The organism is Prauserella endophytica (assembly GCF_005146945.1).
In the GTDB taxonomy this organism is placed as follows: domain Bacteria; phylum Actinomycetota; class Actinomycetes; order Mycobacteriales; family Pseudonocardiaceae; genus Prauserella_A; species Prauserella_A endophytica.
Window position 1 is genome coordinate 17,682 of record NZ_SWMS01000015.1, and the last position, 18,571, is coordinate 36,252.

The 18,571-nt window shown below is 64.9% G+C and carries 22 protein-coding genes; 7 read left to right on the forward strand and 15 right to left on the reverse strand.

The genetic code is table 11. The features are described from left to right. Window positions 1-51: 51 nt before the first annotated feature. From FCN18_RS24475 to FCN18_RS24490, 4 genes are read right to left on the reverse strand one after another with little or no spacing between them, the layout of a single operon-like run. Window positions 52-903, reverse strand: coding sequence for a fumarylacetoacetate hydrolase family protein (locus tag FCN18_RS24475; RefSeq protein WP_112272344.1), 852 nt, complete (start codon window positions 901-903; stop codon window positions 52-54). After that, window positions 903-2,393: a M81 family metallopeptidase gene (locus FCN18_RS24480; RefSeq protein ID WP_137096196.1), complete on the reverse strand. Its 1,491-nt coding sequence runs from the start codon at window positions 2,391-2,393 to the stop codon at window positions 903-905. The genes FCN18_RS24475 and FCN18_RS24480 overlap by 1 nt, the downstream gene beginning before the upstream one ends. Before the next feature lie 2 nt (window positions 2,394-2,395). Beyond that, window positions 2,396-2,779, reverse strand: a complete 384-nt coding sequence (locus tag FCN18_RS24485) for a RidA family protein (RefSeq protein WP_137096197.1) — start codon at window positions 2,777-2,779, stop codon at window positions 2,396-2,398. A gap of 2 nt (window positions 2,780-2,781) precedes the next feature. Then, window positions 2,782-4,053: an aspartate aminotransferase family protein gene (locus FCN18_RS24490; protein ID WP_112272350.1), complete on the reverse strand. Its 1,272-nt coding sequence runs from the start codon at window positions 4,051-4,053 to the stop codon at window positions 2,782-2,784. Window positions 4,054-4,295: 242 nt separating this feature from the next. Here FCN18_RS24490 and FCN18_RS24495 point away from each other — a divergent pair, with 242 nt between their 5' ends. Continuing rightward, window positions 4,296-5,132: an IclR family transcriptional regulator gene (locus tag FCN18_RS24495; protein ID WP_137096266.1), complete on the forward strand. Its 837-nt coding sequence runs from the start codon at window positions 4,296-4,298 to the stop codon at window positions 5,130-5,132. Window positions 5,133-5,191: 59 nt separating this feature from the next. Here FCN18_RS24495 and FCN18_RS24500 read toward each other — a convergent pair whose 3' ends face one another. Beyond that, entirely contained in the window at window positions 5,192-5,839 is a 648-nt protein-coding gene (locus tag FCN18_RS24500) for a hypothetical protein (RefSeq protein WP_137096198.1), read from the reverse strand. Window positions 5,840-6,020: 181 nt separating this feature from the next. Between FCN18_RS24500 and FCN18_RS24505 the strand changes: the two genes are divergently transcribed. Further along, a complete protein-coding gene (locus tag FCN18_RS24505; protein WP_112272354.1) occupies window positions 6,021-6,269 on the forward strand; it encodes a GntR family transcriptional regulator in 249 nt (82 codons plus the stop codon). Between the two features lie 4 nt (window positions 6,270-6,273). Here FCN18_RS24505 and FCN18_RS24510 read toward each other — a convergent pair whose 3' ends face one another. From FCN18_RS24510 to FCN18_RS24520, 3 genes are read right to left on the reverse strand one after another with little or no spacing between them, the layout of a single operon-like run. Next, window positions 6,274-7,269: an AraC family transcriptional regulator gene (locus FCN18_RS24510; protein ID WP_112272356.1), complete on the reverse strand. Its 996-nt coding sequence runs from the start codon at window positions 7,267-7,269 to the stop codon at window positions 6,274-6,276. Beyond that, window positions 7,245-7,460 carry a helix-turn-helix transcriptional regulator gene (locus FCN18_RS24515; protein ID WP_112272358.1) on the reverse strand — a complete coding sequence of 72 codons (216 nt, stop codon included), beginning with the start codon at window positions 7,458-7,460 and terminating at the stop codon, window positions 7,245-7,247. Before FCN18_RS24515 ends, FCN18_RS24510 begins: the two co-directional genes overlap by 25 nt. 4 nt (window positions 7,461-7,464) lie before the next feature. Then, entirely contained in the window at window positions 7,465-8,067 is a 603-nt protein-coding gene (locus tag FCN18_RS24520) for a cupin domain-containing protein (RefSeq protein ID WP_158303168.1), read from the reverse strand. Between the two features lie 181 nt (window positions 8,068-8,248). Between FCN18_RS24520 and FCN18_RS24525 the strand changes: the two genes are divergently transcribed. Next, window positions 8,249-9,058 (forward strand): IclR family transcriptional regulator, encoded by an 810-nt coding sequence (locus FCN18_RS24525; RefSeq protein WP_112272362.1) that lies wholly within the window; start codon window positions 8,249-8,251, stop codon window positions 9,056-9,058. Between the two features lie 64 nt (window positions 9,059-9,122). Here the strand turns inward: FCN18_RS24525 and FCN18_RS24530 are convergent, their stop codons facing one another. Further along, window positions 9,123-9,593, reverse strand: coding sequence for a nuclear transport factor 2 family protein (locus FCN18_RS24530; RefSeq protein WP_137096200.1), 471 nt, complete (start codon window positions 9,591-9,593; stop codon window positions 9,123-9,125). Then, a complete protein-coding gene (locus FCN18_RS24535) occupies window positions 9,586-10,653 on the reverse strand; it encodes an NAD-dependent epimerase/dehydratase family protein (RefSeq protein ID WP_137096201.1) in 1,068 nt (355 codons plus the stop codon). The genes FCN18_RS24530 and FCN18_RS24535 overlap by 8 nt, the downstream gene beginning before the upstream one ends. 128 nt (window positions 10,654-10,781) lie before the next feature. On the opposite strand from FCN18_RS24535, the gene FCN18_RS24540 reads away from it, so the two are divergent. The 4 genes from FCN18_RS24540 to FCN18_RS24555 are packed head-to-tail and all read left to right on the forward strand — an operon-like array spanning window position 10,782 to window position 14,534. After that, window positions 10,782-11,723, forward strand: a complete 942-nt coding sequence (locus FCN18_RS24540; RefSeq protein ID WP_228714111.1) for a succinylglutamate desuccinylase/aspartoacylase family protein — start codon at window positions 10,782-10,784, stop codon at window positions 11,721-11,723. Between the two features lie 5 nt (window positions 11,724-11,728). Beyond that, window positions 11,729-12,853, forward strand: coding sequence for a pyridoxal-phosphate dependent enzyme (locus tag FCN18_RS24545; RefSeq protein WP_158303171.1), 1,125 nt, complete (start codon window positions 11,729-11,731; stop codon window positions 12,851-12,853). Between the two features lie 41 nt (window positions 12,854-12,894). Then, on the forward strand, window positions 12,895-13,764 hold the full coding sequence (locus FCN18_RS24550) for an SMP-30/gluconolactonase/LRE family protein (protein ID WP_158303172.1): 870 nt from the start codon (window positions 12,895-12,897) through the stop codon (window positions 13,762-13,764). Window positions 13,765-13,769: 5 nt separating this feature from the next. After that, the gene (locus FCN18_RS24555; RefSeq protein WP_113644454.1) at window positions 13,770-14,534 is read left to right on the forward strand and encodes an SDR family NAD(P)-dependent oxidoreductase; all 765 of its coding nucleotides are present in this window, start codon (window positions 13,770-13,772) and stop codon (window positions 14,532-14,534) included. A gap of 21 nt (window positions 14,535-14,555) precedes the next feature. Here the strand turns inward: FCN18_RS24555 and FCN18_RS24560 are convergent, their stop codons facing one another. The 5 genes from FCN18_RS24560 to FCN18_RS24580 form a co-directional block, all read right to left on the reverse strand. Continuing rightward, window positions 14,556-15,128, reverse strand: a complete 573-nt coding sequence (locus tag FCN18_RS24560; protein ID WP_137096203.1) for a nuclear transport factor 2 family protein — start codon at window positions 15,126-15,128, stop codon at window positions 14,556-14,558. After that, window positions 15,097-15,540 (reverse strand): nuclear transport factor 2 family protein, encoded by a 444-nt coding sequence (locus tag FCN18_RS24565; RefSeq protein ID WP_137096204.1) that lies wholly within the window; start codon window positions 15,538-15,540, stop codon window positions 15,097-15,099. The genes FCN18_RS24560 and FCN18_RS24565 overlap by 32 nt, the downstream gene beginning before the upstream one ends. A 100-nt stretch (window positions 15,541-15,640) precedes the next feature. Further along, on the reverse strand, window positions 15,641-16,645 hold the full coding sequence (locus FCN18_RS24570) for an ABC transporter ATP-binding protein (protein ID WP_137096205.1): 1,005 nt from the start codon (window positions 16,643-16,645) through the stop codon (window positions 15,641-15,643). Further along, on the reverse strand, window positions 16,642-17,520 hold the full coding sequence (locus tag FCN18_RS40870) for an ABC transporter permease (protein ID WP_113644451.1): 879 nt from the start codon (window positions 17,518-17,520) through the stop codon (window positions 16,642-16,644). The genes FCN18_RS24570 and FCN18_RS40870 overlap by 4 nt, the downstream gene beginning before the upstream one ends. Further along, a complete protein-coding gene (locus FCN18_RS24580) occupies window positions 17,517-18,566 on the reverse strand; it encodes an ABC transporter permease (protein WP_137096206.1) in 1,050 nt (349 codons plus the stop codon). Before FCN18_RS24580 ends, FCN18_RS40870 begins: the two co-directional genes overlap by 4 nt. Window positions 18,567-18,571 lie beyond the last annotated feature (5 nt).

The following is an 18,571-nucleotide window of genomic DNA, read 5'->3' on the forward strand; positions in this document are numbered from 1 at the left end:
ATGCCCGCGAGCGCGTCGCCCGCGTCAGCCGCGTCGGTCTCGAGCGGCAGGTCACGCTTGCCTGCACACGGACCGCTGCCTGCCGAGTCCGACGACCTCCATCTCCATGACGTCCCCGTCGCGCAGGTAGCCGAACCGACCCGACAGCGCCACGCCCTCCGGCGTTCCCGTGTTGAGCAGATCGCCCGGTTCCAGCACGAGGAACTGCGAGAGATGCCAGACGAGCTCGGCGACGGTGAAGATCATGTCCGAGGTCTTCGAGTCCTGCCGGGGCTCGCCGTTGACCCACGACCGCAGCGCGAGCGCCTGCGGATCGGCGACGTCCTCGGCCGGCACGAGCCACGGCCCGACCGGGTTGAACGTCTCGCACGACTTGCCCTTCGACCACTGGCCGCCCGGCCTGCCGAGCTGGAAGTCGCGTTCGGACACGTCGTTGACGGTCACGTAGCCCGCGATGCACGAGCGGGCCTCGCCGAGCGACTCGAGGTACCGGGCCCTGCGCCCGATCACCACGCCCAGTTCCACCTCCCAGTCGGTCTTCTCCGACCCGCGCGGGATGAGCACGTCGTCGTAAGGGCCGACGACGGTGTTGGGCGACTTGTGGAACAGCACGGCCTCCGAGGGCGGGTCCACTCCGGACTCCGCGGCGTGTGCCCGGTAGTTCAGCCCGATGCAGAGCACGGCGCCAGGCCTCGCGATGGGCGGGCCGACACGCCTGCCCGTGACGTCCAGCGGTTCGAGCTCGCCCCGGTCGAGGGCGCGGCGCGCGATCGCCGGGCCGTCCCACCCGAGGAACACGCCGTCGATGTCGTCGGTCACGGGCGAGAGGTCGTAGTACCCGCCGTCGTCCGCGAGCGCGACGGGACGTTCGGCGCCGGGCTCACCGACGCGCATGAGCTTCATCATGGGTTCCCAGGGTCGAAATCGGGCAGCTCGAACGGATACATCGGCCGCCGGCGGTGGCGGTAGGCCAGCTTGTCGAGGTTCATCGCGGTGACGCCCTCGGTGTCGGCAACGACCATCCGCGAGGCGATCGGCCCGTACGCCGCGCGCGGTGAGTTGACGCCCTTCGCCACCACCACGTGATAGTCCCCGGGGTCGACGCCGACGCTGTAGTGCTGGTACAGGCTGGAGTTCATCACCGGTTTCGACGTGAGCACGAGAGTGTGGCCCGCCTCGGTGTCGACGACCGCGGTGGGTCCCATGTCGAAGAACCGCAGCCCGGCGTGCACCGAATCCTTCGCCTCGAACCGGCCGTCCGCGAGCGCGCGGACCCGGCCGACGACGGGCACCGGGTTGCCAGCGGAGTGCGCGCTGCAGGCGCCCACCCGCAGGCGCACCTCGGCTCCGGTTCCGGCGACCTCGCAGCACCGGACCGACTCGGGGTCCCAAAGGGTCTGCAACAGCGATCCCAGGCCGCGTTTCACCGCGGCCTCGAGCACCACCGTCGAGTCGCCGGGCGCGCCGCCGCCGATGTTGTCACCGACGTCGAGGAGCACCACCGGTCCCTCCGGTTCGCACTCGGCCAGGTCCAGCGCCTGGTCGACGTCCAGCTCGCGCGCCTGCAACGCCGACCGGCGCTCCCACACCTCGGCCGCCAGCTCGCGCGCGGCGGCATCGGCCCGCGACTGGTCGCCGTCGTGGACCGCGAGGCACGTCATTCCCATGTGCCCGACATCGGCGTAGGGGAAGCCCTCGACGACGCTCACCGAGAGCATGCCGGGCCGCCGCCCAAGCTGGGCGGCCTTGGCGACCAGACCCGACATGGGCTGCTCGTTGGTGTCCTGGCGCGCGATGTTGACCACGAGCGGCAGCTGCACGAGCGACTGCCTCGGCCGGATCTCCCCACGGGCGCACCCGGCGACGAGGCGCGTGCAGGCGATCGCCTGCTCGCGCGCGTCCACGTGCGGGTTGGTCTGGTAAACCAGCGTCACCGTGAGCGCGTCGACGAGCCGGGGCGAGATGTTCGCGTGCAGGTCGAGCACCGCGCCGACCGGGACGTCCGGCCCGACGACCCCGCGCACCCGGCTCGCGATCTCGCCGTCGGCGTCGGGATGGCGCTCGGCGACGGCCGCGCCGTGGATGTTGAGCAGCACGCCGTCCCACGGCCCCTGCTCGGCGAGCCGGTCGAGCATCTCCCCCACGATCGACTCGAACGCGTCGTCGGTGATCGCGCCGACCGGGTTGACGAACGCGAACACGAGTGGCACGAGCTCGATGCCGAGCCGGCCGGTCTCCGCGAGGTAGCCGCCGATGGTGGCGCTCGACCCGTCGTACTCGGCCACGATCTCCTGGCCGCGCAGGATGCCGCCCGCGGTGAACAGCCGCCGGTCGGCCGGTGTCGGGGAGAAGGTGTTGGCCTCGTGGAACAAACCGAGTGTCGCGAAGCGCATCCCTACGCTCCCCCGAAAGCCACGACGTCGATCTCGAACTTCACCGCGCCGCCCAGGCAGTTGGCGATCGTGGTCCTCGCCGGCAACGGCGGGTGGAAGTACTCCAGGTACAACCGGTTGAACTCGGGCACGTCGGCCGGGTCTTCGACGTATGCGCCGACCCTGACGACGTCTGCCAGCGACAGCCCCTCGCCCTCCAGTATCCGCCGGACGTTCTCGATCGAACGGCGCATCTCCTCCTCGAACGTGCCCGGCACGATCGCCCCGTTCTCCACCGAAGCCTGGCCGGAGACGAAGACGAAGCCGCCCGCCTTCCGGCACGGAGAGAACTTCGAGGTGTTGCCGTCGCGTGCGCCGCTTTCCGTTGAGCCAACAGGCCGGGTCATCCTCACGCCCAATCAGTGAGAGTCTTGTCGAACCGGGTCAGTGCCGCGTCGAGCTCCTCCGGGCCGTGTTGCGCGGAGACGTACCAGACTCCGCGACCCGCCACCCACAGCCCGTGCGCGACGAGCTCGGGCGCCAGGCGCGCGTACCGGCCGAGGTCGAGCTGCTGCAGCGAGCGGTAGTCGCTGACCTCCGCGTCGCCGAAGGAGACGTGGAACGCCATCGGCAGGCCCGCCACGCGCAGTGGGAGGTCGTGGCTGCGCCCGAGGTCGCGCAGACCGTCCATGAGCGCGGAGCCGTGGGAGGTGATCGTCGCGTATGGAGGGTTCTCGATGAGGTGCGAGACGGTCGCGTGCGTCGCGGCCATCGCCATCACCGAACCGTTGAACGTGCCGGAGTGGTTGACCTTCCCGTTGCCGAACAGCTCCATCAGCTCGGAACGCCCCGCCAATGCCGAGACGGGCCAGCCGCCTGCCATCGCCTTGCCGTACGTGGCGAGGTCGGGAAGCACGCCGTAGCGGCCTGCCGCGCCGCTGAGCCCGACCCGGAATCCGGATATCACCTCGTCGAATATCAGCACGATGCCGTACTCGGAGCACAGCGCACGGGCGGTCTCGAGGTAACCGGGCCTTGGCTCGATGACTCCGGCGTTGATCATCACCGGCTCCATGATCACCGCGGCGATCTCGTCGTGGTACCGGTCGAGCGCCTCGGTGAGTGTCACGGAGTCGTTCCATGGCAACAGGAGGAAGTCGTCGAGGTGCCCGGCGACCTGCCCCGCGCTGGCGACGCCCCATCCGTCGTCGCCGTCGGCCATGAGCACGTTGTCGAGCCAGCCGTGGTAGTGCCCCTCGAAGCGGACGACCTTGGTCCTGCCCGTGGCTCCGCGGGCCAGCCGCAGCGCCGCCTGCACCGACTCCGTGCCGGACACGCCGAAGCGCACCATGTCCGCCCAGCCAAGCGCCTCGCACACCGTCTCCGACGCCTTCACCTCGAGCTCGTGCTGCCCGCCGAAGATGAGGCCCCGGCCGCACGCCTCGCTGACCGCGTCGGTGACGTCGTCCGGGGCGTGCCCGAGAAAGTTGGGCCCCTGCCCGAGGAGGTAGTCGACGTAGTTCACGCCGTCGACGTCGTAAAGCCACGCGCCCCGTGCGTGGTCGATGAAGACCTGCGGGCCTGCGAGGCGGACGTTGGAATGCACCCCGCCGGGGGTGCGCGCGAGCGCCCGCTGGCGCAGGGCGTTCGAGCGGACGAGAAGCTCAGCCGCGTCGCTCATGTGCTCTCCGTTCTGCCTGGTGACGTTCCCGGGAAACCGCCCCACGCCGCGCCACATCCACCAGGTTTTATTGAATGAAACACGTGGACCGTTTCGCAATTACGCTACGGGCGCTCCTTGGGCACCGTCAAGGGGCCGGGAGCAGAACCAGCGGCGTCCAAAATGCTGGCCCCCTGCTTCACCACATGGGACCCGCTAGGCTTCTGAAATGCCGAATCCGATTCTGAGGGGACGTGAGTAAACTGCCACGGCGAAAGAACCAGGGGCAGGATGAGAACGCCGACGAGACCACGACCACCGGCGAGGAACGCGACTACACCGTCCGTGCCGTGGAACGGGTCTGCTCGATCCTGAACCTGCTGCAGAATTCGATCGACGGGGTGTCCTTGATCGAGGTCGGTCAGGCCACCGAACTACCGAAGTCCTCCGCGTTCCGCTATCTGTGGACGCTCGAGGCCCACCGCTACGTCGAGCGCGACGAGCACACTGGTCTGTACCGGCTGGGGCTGGGCTTCGTGGGCATGCAGTCGCGGCACCTCGAGGTGCTGCGCGAGCGCGCCCGGCCGTGGCTGGAGGAGCTGCGCGACGAGTTCGAGGAGACCACGAACCTCGGCATCCTCGACGGCGATCACGTGATCTATGTGGACATCGTGGAGAGCAGGCACAAGGTCCGCTCGGCCGCCGCCCGCGGCGAACGCGACCCGCTGCACTCCACCGCGCTCGGCAAGGCCATCGCGTCGCAGCTGCCGGACGCCCGGGTGCGGGACCTGCTCCAGCGCACCGGCATGGAACGGCACTCGGACAACACGATCACGTCGATCGACGCCTACATGGACGAGCTGGCGAAGGTGCGCAGGCTCGGCTACGCCCTCGACAACGGGGAGAACGCGCCCGACGGCCGGTGCATCGCGGCGCCGCTGCTCGGCACGCACCTGCCCGCCGCGGTGAGCATCAGCGCTCCCGCCGCCCGGTTCACGCTCAAGGCCGTGGAGAAGGCCGCCAAGAGGCTGCTCGACGTGGCCGACCAGCTCACCACCAACCCGGTCACTGACCAGCAGCTCAACGAGACGACGGTCTGAGCCGCACTACTCACTCCCCTGCAGCTGCCCGGCACCGCTTCGCCGCCGGGCAGCTTTCGTCAGGTCCGGTCTCCGTCGGGCCACCAGCGGTCGGTCAGGTCCTTGCGGGCGTCGAGCAGCGTCTGGTCCCCGAGGTCCACGACGTACACGCCCCGCCAGCGCCAGAACCCGATGCGCGCCAGCGCCGCGCCCGCCCGCGCCGCGTCGAGCTCGGCCGCCGTCTCATCCGCACCGTCGCCGCCGAAGTCGGCGGCCGAGGGCCGGCACAGGGCGAACCGAGCGGAGCGGGCCATCACCCGCAACGCGCCGGCCAGCAGCGACGCGCCCACCCCGTGACCCCGCCAGTCCTCCGTGATCTCCACCCGCCGCACGATCACGAACCGCTCGGGTCCCGGCCCGATCCGCTCGGCCAGCTCGGGATGCAGGCGCCGATCCCCAAGTGACACCGCCTGGACGAGGAAGTCCTGCACCCACCGACCCAGTGCAGCGGCCTCCAGCAGGTCCCGGTCCCGAAAGAGGCCAGCTGCCGCGAACGCCAGGTCGCCGACGTGCCGCTGGTCGTCCGGACAGACATCGAGCCGCCAGACGTCCGCCGACACATCCCACCGCTCCGGATCCTCGTCCTGGTCCTCCGTGTGCCACCACAGCCGCCGATGGCGCAGCGTCAGCTCGACCGACAGCGGATTGGCCGGAAGATCAGGTATCAACTGCCTCTCCTCACCGCGTGTTCCCCGTGCGACATGCAGAGGGAGAAACGGCATTCGCGACCCGGCCCGGGCAGGACCGGCAGAGAACAGAACCATAACGGCCCGTCAACCGACGCAGTGTAGCGCGGCACCCCGCGTCCTGCCACTTCAGGCAGCTCAGGGCCGTTCTAAGGTTCGCTCTATGAGCGGTCCTGGTAAGAAGTACAACCCGGACAACAAGACGGGTTACGAGTACGAGCTGCTCGCCGAGCACCTCGCGGGCCTCATCGAGCGGGGCGAATGGGCACCCGGCAGCAGGCTGCCCGGTGAGCGGGCACTCTCCGAGGAGTACGGCGTCGCACTGGACACCGTCCGCAAGGCCACGCAGATCCTCCGCGACCGCGGCCTCGTGCAGACCCTGAAATCCAAGGGCACCTTCGTCGCCCGATAGCACCTCACCGCCGGAGCGTCTGTGCCGGGTTCTCGCCGAAACGATGCCGGTACCAGCCCGAGAACCGGCCGAGGTGGCCGAAGCCCCACCGGCGCGCCGCCCGCGACACGGCGCCCGCGTCCGGCTCCGCCGCCAGCAGTTCGTCGCGTACCCGGCGCAGCCGCGCGTCCCGCAGGTACTGCGTCGGTGTGACCCCGAGCTGACGGCGGAACGCGCCCTGCAGCGCGCGGATGCCGACGCCTGCCGCAGCCGCGAGGTCTCCAACGGTGTGCGGCAGATCCGGGGCCGCCTCGATGAGATCGACGGCGGTCCGCACGGTGCCGCCGGGCACACTCGGCACCTTGCCGTCGAGGACCGCGCGGTAGTTGCTGTCCTGCACCAGGAGCAGGCCGGTGATCAGCTGTTCCTCCAGCGGCGCCACGACGCGCGGATCGGACAGCAGTGTGTCGTCCAGGTTCGCCCTCGTGATCTCGGCCTCGAGGGACGAGAACCAGTGCGCGGGCCTGCCCACACCGACGTTCATGCCGAGCTCGAACTCGAGCGGGCGGCGCAGCGGGTGACCGAGGTGCCTCGCCAGCACCGCCTCGACCGCGGTCCGCTCGAAGCGGACGACCAGCAGCCTGCTCGTCCCGGAGAGCCGCATGCGCAGCGGCGCGGTGGGGGTCGTCACGGCTGCGTGCCCCGGCTCCGTGTACGCCTCACGCTTCCCACACCTCACCACGCCGTTGCCGTCGAGGTGCGCCTGCACGACGTGGAAGGACTCGGTCTTGCCGGGAGTCACCTCCACCTCGGTGCCGTAGTGGACGTAGTTCAGGCTCACCGCGTTGAGCCGGCACGAATGCATCCTGGCGTCGAGAGGCTTGCGCGTGTCCACGACCTCGAGCCGGTGGTCACACAGCACGCGGGCCATCGTCTCCCGCGTCTCGTCGACATCGCGGGACCGGAACAACGGGTGGCGGTCCAGCGGCAGCCGGTTCACCGGAGTGTCTGTGCTGGCCATTCGCCGAATCGCTCCCGGCGCAGGTATTGGTGCGGCGTCATCCCGCAGTGCTCGCGGAAGGCGTCGTGCAGAGCAGGCCTGGTGAGGCCCACCGCACCGGCAAGCCCGGTCAGCGAACCGGACGCCGCCCGCGGATGTCGTTCCATGATCTCGATCGCCTGCTGGATCGCCTGACCGGCCGGTGCGCCCATGCCGTCACTCCGCGCGCGGGACGACGCGGTACGCCTGGAACGACAGCAGCTCGCGGATCAGCATCTCCTCGACTCCGGGCACGGCACCTGCACCGGGGTAGTCGCTGCGCAGGCACGAGCGGACCCGGTTCCACCAGCTGAGGCCGTCGCCCTCCCGGACATCCAGCACGGGGTCGAACACCAGCGACTCGCTCGGGAGGTAACCGGCGGAGCTCGCCCGGACCCTGCCGATCGCCTGCTCGTTGATGCGCAGGACGAACGCGACGGCGCCCTTGTCCAAGCGCATCCAGAGCGGCTGGCTCGGCGAGGCGAGCACGCCGACACCGGTCTCCGCCTCGATCACCTCGGCTCCGCAGTGGAACGTGCCCCGCCCGCGCAGCGGGACGATCAGCGGGTGGTAGCCGACGGTGAGCCAGGGGACCACATGCGCGACGGCGCCGTAGTCGATCACGGTGACGACGAGGTCCTGGAACCGCGCCGCCATCATGCGGACGTCCACGGCGTCGCCGTCGGCCAGCAGCCGGAGGTGGTGCGGGGAGAGGTACCTCGAGACGCCCTCGCGGGTGTCTTCGACGCTGGCCCAGCGGAAGAACTCGAACTTCGGCACAGGTAGGCCTCCGTGTCTCCCCGACGCTGATGGCGTTGCTAGTTCGAGGCGAGTTCCATACAATGAAACCCGTAGGTCATTCGCAAAAGCGAGCCTATCGACCTCGTGAGACGGGGTCAACACGGTCGGGAAGAACCACGTCGGCAGCGGGTGCCGTCGTCGAAAGAAACCAGGTGGCTCCGTGCCGGGACGCAGGAAACCTAATCCCCCAGAGGAAGAACCGTCAAACGAGAGCCGGGACTACTCGGTACGAGCGGTCGAGCGAGTGTGCTCGATCCTCAACCTCGTACAGGAGTCGGTGGACGGCGTGACCCTCAACGCGGTCGCGAAGACGACCCAGCTGCCGAAGTCGTCGGCCTTCCGGTACCTCTGGACCCTGGAAAACCACCGGTACGTGGAGCGCGACACCGACAGCGGCCTGTTCAGGCTGGGACTGGGCTTCGTCGGGATGCAGTCGCGGCATCTCGAGGTGCTGCGCGAGCGGGCGCGCCCGTGGCTGGAGCGGCTGCGTGACGAGTACGACGAGACCACGAACCTGGGCATCCTGGACGGCAACGCGGTGATCTACCTCGACATCGTCGAGAGCAGGCGCACGGTCCGGCTCTCGGTGTCCAACGGTCACCGGGACCCGATCCACTCGACGGCACTGGGCAAGGCGATCGCGGCGCACCTGCCCGAAGACCGGGTCCGCGAGATGCTGGCGCAGGCGGGCATGCCGGGCGTCACGCCGAACACCATCACGACCCCGGACGCGTACCTCGATGAGCTCACCAAGGTGCGCGAAGACGGGTACGCGGTGGACAACGCGGAGAACGAGCCGGACGGCCGCTGCGTGGCGGTGCCGATCCTGGGCACGCGACTGCCGGCGGCGATCAGCCTGAGCGCCCCGGCGTCGCGCTTCGCACCGGAAGACGTCGCCAAGGCGGCGGAGTCACTGCAGAAGATCGCGGACCAGATCGCAACTCCGGAAGAGCGCCCGGAGCGGGGTTGAAGCGCGCACCAGCCGGAAAATCAGCAGTGATCGAGCGCTTCCACGGTTCAGGGATAATATCCATTCACTGAGAGAACTTACGCAGCCTGACGATCTCGTTCCCCTGAAAATCGAATATCGCGACAGCTTCCTTGTCCGGACCTGATGCCCCGCTCTTCTTGTCCACTGAACACTCAGACCACAGCACCACTACCCTGTCGCCTTGAGCGAAGTACTCCAGACTCCTGGTGAGACGGATCTCTTCGGCCAGCATCGGATCGGAGAGGGATCCGAACAAGTCGGTTACGTAGCTCACGAGTTCCTGTTTTGAGCAGGTCGATCCGGAACTCGCAGGTGACGCGTATTCGAACACGACCTTTTCAGCCAACAGATCGAAGAATGGACGGTAGTCATCCAGGCTTCGTTCAGTGATCTTGGTGTCGAGATGGGACAAGGCTCTTCTTGCCAATTCAACTCGATCGACTAGCACGTCATTCATTGCCGTTGACCCCATCCATACGGTCGCCTGTACCGGGCTACCCACTTTGTCAGGCATCGCGCCACGTCGACGCGACGCCGCTTTCCGCCTCAGCCGGAATGAACTCGCCTCCGGACACACCCCGGCGTGCGGACTCGACCATGGTTCGATAGTCGTACCGTGGCTCATAGTCGAGACGCTGACGCGCGGCCGCGATGCTCAGCTCCAACCGGAACGTCATCGGCATTTCCACCATCCGTTTGGGGACACCGAAGGCTTTCGAGACCACCGAGGCCCCCTCCGCGTGCGAGGTGGGTTCCGCGGCAGCGATATTGAATGCGTGACCGAGAGCCCCCGGCGCTGTCATCGCCCGGTAGACACCTTGAACCGCGTCACGGACGTCGACCATGCTCAAGGTCCAGGGCGCACCGTCCGGGCCCGTCAGGCCCACCGCCGCGTCGGCGGGAACATCCCTGACAGCGGCTTCGTAGAGCTTCGCAAGATCGGGCTGGTTCTCGAACAATGGCCACAGATGGCTGTCCTTGCCCATCGACTGCCACTGGAGGATGGAGCGCCAGAAGCCGGCACGGAAGATGTTCGGCGCCTCTTCCGGACTCACCACGGTCGCGAACCGCACGATCGAGAACGGCAGGTCGAACTGCGCGGCGTGGTTTCGCAGGATGATCTCGCCGAGCAGCTTGGCCGTACCGTAGTAGTCTGCGGGTTCCTGGGGCGCACTCTCCGTCAGTGGCACGGCCGGCGGCGCCCCAGGACGGTACGTTCCGTCCGAACTAACCAGAACGAACCGCTCGATGTCACCACCGGCATGAACGACGCCTTCGAGCAGGCGCAACGTTCCGAAGGCGTTGACGTCGAAGAACCGGTCCACCGGAGTAGCACCCCGAACCAGTTGCGCGGCGAGGTGAACCACGTGGGACACGTCCTTGCACGCCGAGTCGATCGCCGCTTGATCGGCGAGATCCGCCTCGACAATCTGCACCTCGGCGAACCGGTCGAGCTTGCCGGCGTGCGGATCACCCGGCATCACCATGGCCCGCACGCCGTAGCCCTCTGCCAAGAGCCGTCGGACCATGTTCGCGCCTACGCGACCTGACGCACCCGTCACCAAAACCCGCATCAACGATCACCGCTCCTGAGTCGCTTCGCCTGACTGCCGGGTTCCAAGTCGTTCTTGGGTTCGATCCCCAACACAGCTATAGTGAAATAGGCGTTTCGATATTGCAAGACTGCGGGAGGGCGATGCGCATGGCGGGGCCGGGCACAACCTCCCGAGAGGAATCGGTGCTCACCGGTGGAGCAGTACTGACCACCCTCCGTGGGCACCACGAAGGCCCGACGATCGCCTTACTCGGCGGTGTTCACGGCGACGAGGACGAAGGCGTGCTGGCCGTGCTCCGTCTGCTCGATGAGGTCTCGCGAGCGCCGCTTGCCGGAACTCTTCGAGCGGTCCCACGGGCCAACCCGGTCGCATGGGCCGCGCAGAGCAGGTTCAACCCGTTGGATGGGCAGAACCTGGCACGTTGCTTTCCGGGTGACGGTGACGAATCACCGACTTCCGCACTGGCCGCCGGCATCACGGAAGAGGTCATCACCGGTGCGGACCTCCTCGTCGACCTGCATTCGGCCGGATTGAACTACCAGATGCCACTGCTCTGCGGCTACACCGAGGACAACAGCGCGGCCGAGCAGTCCCGGCGGGCCGCGGTCGCCTTCGGCGCTCCCCTCATCTGGTCGCATCCGCGTACCGGACGGGGACGAAGCCTGTCCGTCGCCGCCGACCAAGGCATTCCGGCTGTCTACGCTGAGTGCACCGGGGGCGGAGCCGTGCGCAGCCGCGAGCTCGACACCTATGTTCGTGGCGTCCTCGGCATCATGGCCGAGATCGGAATGCTGCCGGAAACGTACCGGCCCGGAAGCGTGCTGGACGCCGCATGGGTGTACGGAGACGGCGACCTCGACGATGGCGCTCAGTCCAAGTACGACGGCTTGTTCACCGCCACGGTGGCAGCGGGAGCCGCTGTCGCTCACAACCAGGAGATCGGTCGGCTCTACGACTACCACGGCGGTCTGCTCGAGACCGTGCGTGCCTCCTACGACGGTGTCGTGATGTTCCTCCGGCACCGTGCCCGAACGTCGGTCGACGACGTGCTCTTCGTACTGGCCAGGACCAGCGCACACCAGGAGTGAACCAGGTGGAACCTCGCAGCCAAGGACTGAGCCGATTCGCAGCGGATCTTCCGGCCGTCGACGACTTCATCAGCCTCGGAGAGGGAAACACACCCCTGCTGTCCCTCCCGGTCCTCGCCAGGCAGCTCGGGATTGGTCAGCTGTCCGCGAAACTGGAGTCGCAGAATCCCACGGGCTCCTACAAGGACCGGGTCGCTACGATGTCGCTATCCCTGGCACGGCAACGAGGGCAGAACGGGTGGATAGCCACGTCGTCCGGCAACGCCGGGCTGTCGATGGCCGCCTATGGTACGCGGGCAGGGCTTCCCGGTTTCCTGTGTCTCGTCGCGTCGGCCCCCTTGGAGAAGCGCCAGCCCCTGATGCCGTACTCGATCGGCGTTGTCGCCGTCGAGGGAGTCGGGAGGCGTTCGAAAGCTTCCACCGACAACAGTCTCTTCGACCACGTTCGCTCGGCCGCGGAACGTCACGATCTGTACCTGGCGATCACCGCCCACGAGTTCAACCCCGAAGGAATGCGCGGCATCGACACCATCGCGTACGAACTCGTCGAGCAGGCGCCCGATGCCTCACATGTCTACGTTCCCACCGGCGGTGGGGGTCTGGCCACCGCCATCGGACGAGGGCTGCGGCACCGTGAGTCGGCGGCGAAAGTGGTCATCTGTCAGCCGAACGGGTGCTCGCCCATCGCCCGTCATCTCAACCACGAGATTCCGTCACCTGTCATCGAGACGTGCGAGAGCGAGATCTCGGCGCTGCAGATCCCACACCCACCCGACGGGGTCCCCGCGGCCAAGACCGTGCTCGATTCCGGAGGGTGGGCCACCGCGACGGAAGACGACGCGATCCTCGCCGCCCAACGGCGACTGGCGGAGACGGAAGGCGTGTTCGTGGAACCCGCGTCGGCCGCGTCCCTCGCCTGCCTCGAACGCGACGTCGCGGAGGCCCGCATCGGCTTCGACGCCCATGTAGTACTCATTCTGACCGGCGCGGGCTGGAAGGACCTGAGCCGCTTCGGCGCCGAAGCGGCCGCGATTCTCCCGGCCGAGCTCGACGAGGTCCCGGCATGCGTCGACGACTGGGCCGCGACCTCCATTCCGGGTTTTCGCCGCACGGATTTCGTAGCCCGCTGACTCGATCCCTGGAGGACCGATGCGCACGACTGGCAGGGCCCATGGTTAGGTCGACATCCGACTTCACGCTGCGAGCGGCGCCGGTCTCCGACTCGGTTTCCGGCCTCGGCGAATCGCCGCTGTGGGACCCCAACGCCGGGCTCCGCTGGCTCGACATCGCCGGTGACCGGCTCCACACCATCGACACCGACGGCCACGAGTCGTCGATCCCCCTCTCGCTGACCGCCACGGCCATCGAACTCGGTCCGGACTCCCACCTGTTCACCGTGACCCGGACCGGGTTCGGCTGGCTCGATCCCGGCACCGGACAGATCGCGCAGAAGGTGACGACCACGGAGGCCGATGGTGTCACGATGAACGACGCCGCGATCGACCCCCGCGGCAGGGCCTGGGCCGGGTCCGCAGTCATGGACGACAGCCGTCGAGGCGCTCTGTACCGCCTCGACGACCGTGGCGTTGCCACCCAGTTGCGCCGGCTGAGCATGTCGAACGGCATCGACTGGTCGCCGAGCGGCGACACGCTGTACCACGTCGACAGCACCGCTGGCACCGTCACCGCCTGGGACTACGATCTCGGCTCCGGCGAACTGGGGGCAGCTCGTGTTCTCCGTACCGTTCCGCGCGAGATCGGCCTTCCCGACGGGCTCGCCGTCGACGCGGAAGGTTCGATCTGGCTCGCGATCTGGGGCCCCGGGCAGGTGTGGCGTCTCGATCCGCGAACCGGCAAGGTCACGGCCACCGTGAACGTGCCGACTCCCTGCACGACGAGCTGCGCCTTCGGAGGTCCAGGCCTGTCCATTTTGTACATCACGACCGCGAACCACGAGCAACCGGAAGGCGGTGGTCTCCTGTACGCGGTCGAGGCACCCGTGACCGGCCGCTACGCCCACCGATTCGCCGGAGCCCTGTGAGAACGATGATGCATCGAACCGGAGTCGCACTCGTCACTGGAGCGTCACAAGGAATCGGAGCCGCGATCGCGCGGCGGCTAGCGGCGGACGGCGAGTTCGTCGCGATCAACAGCTACCCCGACGAGGACATGATCGCCGCCGCGAAGAACCTCGCCACGGACATCCAGAGTGCCGGCGGAAAAGCGACCGTACTGCCCGCCGACATCAGCGACCCGTCCTCGGTGGACACGATGTTCACCCAGTGCGAGCACGAGCTCGGGCCGGTCCGCTCACTAGTGCTCAACGCCGCCGCGACCGGCCGCTCTACGTGGCACGAGATCACCGAGGACGAGTGGGACCGGATCGCCGACGTCAATCTGAAGGGCCTCTTCCTGTGCTGCCGTCGAGCATTCACCAGGTCCGACCAGCCGGAGAACTCGGCGATCGTCACGGTCAGCAGCGTGCAGGCCAAGCTCGGCGCACCCAAATCCCTGCACTACGCGACGACCAAGGCGGGCATCATCGGGTTCACGCGGTCCCTCGCCGGTGCGCTCGGGCCTCGCGGCATCCGCGTCAACTGTGTGATGCCGGGCGCGATCCAAACCGAGGCCGAGATCGTGGCCTTCCCCGACCAGGAGCAGGTCGCCGAGATCATGTTCGCCAGCCAGATGCTGCATCGCAGGGGGAAGCCGGAAGACATCGCCAACGTCGTGAGCTTCCTACTCGGCGACGACAGTTCGTTCATGACGGGTCAGACGGTCTGCGTCGACGGCGGCTGGGTCCTGCTCTGAGCTTAGAGTTTCACGCACCGTTCAAGTCGACTCCGGAACGTGGCTCGACCAACCGACGCCAAGTTCCGACTCGATATAGTCATTCAAATTGGAGATGATCCTTATTTTGGTTATCAGTCCGTCCGCGAAGTCCATGACGACAGCATTCCAGTTATTACGCACAGTCTTCGCTGTTTTTGTGATGAAGTATCTCTCTTCGTTTATCATCACCACTCGGTCCCCACTAGCCAGGAACTCTAAGGGCTTCGCTACAGGGTCCTCGAGATCGACGTCAACGATGACATCTTGCTCCCAAGTCAGCATCTCTACCAAGGCTCGCTTACCACGGACCTCACCTGGGTAAGTCGGCAAACCTGGACACTTCGGGCCTTCATGAGACCAAACCACATCTTCTGCCAAGAGCTCAAAAAGTACCTCGTCGCCGTTACCCGAAGCCCTATAGGTAGAATTGATATAAAAGAACGACCACGCACGTAACGCAAGGCCGATATTAACTTGCTCACGAGTCCATCCGCCATTAAAATTGGTCGAACCATGGCCGTCCACGCCACGCAGAACCATTTCACTCTCCCCCCAACAGGAACCGATGGGCATCTACAAACTCCATCATTTCCCTAATACGCCTATCCCTAACCAGCAGACCGTCTGCGAACTCCAAAATTATTGCAAACGCCTTTCCTTCGACACGGCGCCCATTCGCCCTAATTCGGTAACTCTCACGCCCCAGGATTGCCACCTTATCCATCCCCCCTACAAACTCAACGCTTCCATCGACGCGCAGCTCATCGAAAAGCTCATGCAACCCTGACAAAAAGAATTCTTCAACGGCGGCTTTACCGTGGATGTAACGACGTAAGGGAGTTCCTGAGGGAACACCAAACTCTAACGATATGTCCGGAGCCAACAGATTCAAGTACGGCGCGTAAAAATCTGACTCTGAACCTCGCTGCAGATCAACACTCTCAAGAGTACAAAGTGCCTTCTTCGCCAGAATGTGTTCGCTCATACTCACTTCCCAGAACCGTTGCGATCGCCGTTGAACATGGGCGACATCACATACATCTATACGCGTCAATCTATCATCCCGACGCTCGCCGGCCCAGGGCTTAGTTTCGCCCAACCGATGCGGTTTTTGCATACGGGTGATGGCAAGCAAAATCGCGCCCCGGCTCCTCTTCAACTCTCGGGCGCACGGAACAAATCTCTGTAACTCGCTCGCACCTATCGCGGAACCGGCATCCTTCCAAAAACGATTCCGGGCGACGAACCTGCCCAGGAATAGACTTCAATTCGTCATCCCCTTCCTCCAGACTGACACTTGCGGACACGAGTCCAGCCGTATATGGATGTCGAGGATCCTGTAGCACTTCAGTAGTCAAGCCTGTCTCCACGATTTGGCCGGCATACATTATCGCAATTCTCTGCGTGAACTCCGACACTAAAGCTAAGTCGTGACTGATAAATAGCAACGCAAATCCAAGATTGCTTTGAAGATTAAGCAAAAGTTCCATTATTTGCGCCTGTACAGTGACATCGAGCGCGGTAGTCGGTTCGTCAGCCACCACAAGTCTAGGATTTCGCGCCAGTGCCAGCGCAATGAGCACCCTTTGCCTCTGGCCACCCGACAGTTGATACGGTTTAGCGCGTAAGATACGTCGAGTCTCACCGAGCCTTACTGACTCCAGAAGTTCTGCTGGCGTTGCCTCTGCCCCTGAGCGCTTGCAGACTTGCGTTAGTTGACTTCCTACGCTCATCCCAGGGTTCAAACTCGTCATCGCATCCTGGTATACAATCCCTATACCTTGCCCGCGTATGCTTCTACGCCGACTTTTACTCATCGACCTAACGTCTGTTCCGAGGAACTCGATGCGGCCGTTTGCGACTGCACTAGAAGGGAGCAGGTCCGAGACAGCCAAACCCAGAATAGACTTCCCGCAGCCTGATTCACCGACGATTGCTAGGCGCTCGCCCGAACCAATGGAGAGGTTAATGTTGTCCAATACGGAAACCGGCCCATAACGTCGAGGGAAACGAACCGACAAGTTCTCGATCTCGAGGATATCTTCTCCCATTAGTTCCCCCATTCGCACTCCGGTATCAACTCCGCTCATCGGGACCTCAACCGCCTGCCGATTGCGTCCGAAAACCTGTTTAGAAGTATCACAGTCAGAAGAATGGCGGCGCCGGGAAATAGCGAAACCCACCAGGCCCCTGATTCCAGAACCTCTTGCCCATCACGGATCATGTTTCCCCACGAGGGTGCCGGCTGCTTAGTTCCCGCACCAATAAATGAGAGTGCAGCTTCGGCAACTATCGCGTCCGCCATAACAAGCGTCGTATAGACCAGAACCGGGACTCCAGCGTTGATGCCCACATGGTAGCCGACCAGTCTCACTGGACGGGTACCAATGAGCCGTGCGGCTGTGACATAATCTTCACCGTACTCACTAAAGACAGCACCGCGAACTACTCGCGCCATAGGAGGGGTGTATATAATCGCTAGCACGATGATCGTCGTCGACATACTCGGACCGATCGCAGCGGCCAGCACGATCGCTAACAGGATGCCAGGAAATGCCAATGCGATCTCAGTGGTACGCATGACCAAGGTTCCAAGCCATTTTGGACCAGTGGCTGCGATTGCACCGAGGACTCCGCCTGCGATTAGCGCACCCAGTGCAGAAGTCAGCGCAACAAAGAGACTGATCCTCGCTCCATACAACACTCGCGTCGCGACATCGCGACCCGTTTGGTCTGTGCCGAATATATTCTCGGAACTCGGAGTGGCGAGCGGCTGTTCAGTACCGAGCTCTGTCGGGGACGTAGACACCAGGGCCGGCAGTACTAGCAGCACCAGCGCAGCTCCTAGTATAATTAGGAGCGACCAGATGGATAACGAACCCAGCTTTTTAGTCCGCAACATTGGAAAGTACCGATAGCGTCGACTGTCGGAAGTGCGTCGGCCCTGTGGCAACTTGAGCGTCATTCTGCTACCGCCTCTGCCGCACGAGGGTTCAAGAGTATATAGAGGACATCTACAACTAGATTTACCAGCACGAACACAAACGCCGAGACTATTGCAACCCCGCGCACTACACCGAGATCTCCTTGGTCCGCGCCTGACACAAGCAACGTACCCATGCCGGGAAGGTTGAAGACGGACTCAACCACGATTGCCCCGGACATCAACCCACCAATATAGAGCCCGAGTACCGTAATTGGTGAGATCAACGAGTTACGCAGCACGTTTCTCATCAAGATGGTCAACCATGGAATTCCCGCACCTTTCGCCGTCCGCACGTAGTCTTTCGCAAGCTCGTCGGCGACTGAAGCCCTAACGATACGAGTCATCGCAGCCGTAAAAGGAAGCGCCAAGACGGTCGCGGGTCCGATCATAGACGAAAACCAATACTTAACGCCGTCACCAATAGGAACATATCCACCGGATGGCAAAACGCCTAAAGCCACGGCAAACAGCTGGATGAACATGAGTCCGACCCAGAAGGGTGGCGCTGCCTGAAAGAGGGCAGCCAGACCTCCGATGGTCCTGTCAACCAGGCGACCATCGGTCTGAGCTGCTAGTACACCTAGGGCAAGCGATAGAACGACCGATATCACCGTGGCAAGTAGCATCAACTGCAACGTCACCGGCAATGCTGCACCAATCAACTGCGCCACCGGTTCAGGCCTGACGACTGAGCTGCCCAAATCGACGTGCAGGAGATTGACAATAAACCGCCAGAATCGTGCCCAAACTGGATCATCGAGCCCGTTCTCAGCGGCGAACCTGGCGCGAGCCTCCTCCGAGGCAAACAGGCCGAGGCTGGCCCTGGCAGGATCGTTCGGCGATAGGTCAACAATAAGGAAAACAAGTAAGATGACGCCGAAAAGTACAATAGGAGTAGTTGCAAGTCGCCGCCCAATAAATAGCCAGACTGCCGTTTTCTGACTTCGCCCAGCCGACCGGACATCTTGCGCCTCGTCGGAAACCGGATGATGCGTCCCCGGTAGGTAGTCTTTTGCCAAAGGCACTTCGC

Coding starts and splice junctions, on each gene's coding strand:
- FCN18_RS24565 (WP_137096204.1), bottom strand. CDS start 15,540: ATGAGCGAACACATTCTGGCGAAGAAGGCACTTTGTACTCTTGAGAGT.
- FCN18_RS24515 (WP_112272358.1), bottom strand. CDS start 7,460: ATGGGCGCACCGGCCGGTCAGGCGATCCAGCAGGCGATCGAGATCATG.
- FCN18_RS24530 (WP_137096200.1), bottom strand. CDS start 9,593: ATGCCTGACAAAGTGGGTAGCCCGGTACAGGCGACCGTATGGATGGGG.
- FCN18_RS24555 (WP_113644454.1), top strand. CDS start 13,770: ATGATGCATCGAACCGGAGTCGCACTCGTCACTGGAGCGTCACAAGGA.
- FCN18_RS24540 (WP_228714111.1), top strand. CDS start 10,782: ATGGCGGGGCCGGGCACAACCTCCCGAGAGGAATCGGTGCTCACCGGT.
- FCN18_RS24485 (WP_137096197.1), bottom strand. CDS start 2,779: ATGACCCGGCCTGTTGGCTCAACGGAAAGCGGCGCACGCGACGGCAAC.
- FCN18_RS24490 (WP_112272350.1), bottom strand. CDS start 4,053: ATGAGCGACGCGGCTGAGCTTCTCGTCCGCTCGAACGCCCTGCGCCAG.
- FCN18_RS24475 (WP_112272344.1), bottom strand. CDS start 903: ATGAAGCTCATGCGCGTCGGTGAGCCCGGCGCCGAACGTCCCGTCGCG.
- FCN18_RS24510 (WP_112272356.1), bottom strand. CDS start 7,269: ATGGCCAGCACAGACACTCCGGTGAACCGGCTGCCGCTGGACCGCCAC.
- FCN18_RS24535 (WP_137096201.1), bottom strand. CDS start 10,653: ATGCGGGTTTTGGTGACGGGTGCGTCAGGTCGCGTAGGCGCGAACATG.
- FCN18_RS24560 (WP_137096203.1), bottom strand. CDS start 15,128: ATGCCCATCGGTTCCTGTTGGGGGGAGAGTGAAATGGTTCTGCGTGGC.
- FCN18_RS24570 (WP_137096205.1), bottom strand. CDS start 16,645: ATGAGCGGAGTTGATACCGGAGTGCGAATGGGGGAACTAATGGGAGAA.
- FCN18_RS24480 (WP_137096196.1), bottom strand. CDS start 2,393: ATGCGCTTCGCGACACTCGGTTTGTTCCACGAGGCCAACACCTTCTCC.
- FCN18_RS24550 (WP_158303172.1), top strand. CDS start 12,895: ATGGTTAGGTCGACATCCGACTTCACGCTGCGAGCGGCGCCGGTCTCC.
- FCN18_RS24505 (WP_112272354.1), top strand. CDS start 6,021: ATGAGCGGTCCTGGTAAGAAGTACAACCCGGACAACAAGACGGGTTAC.
- FCN18_RS40870 (WP_113644451.1), bottom strand. CDS start 17,520: ATGACGCTCAAGTTGCCACAGGGCCGACGCACTTCCGACAGTCGACGC.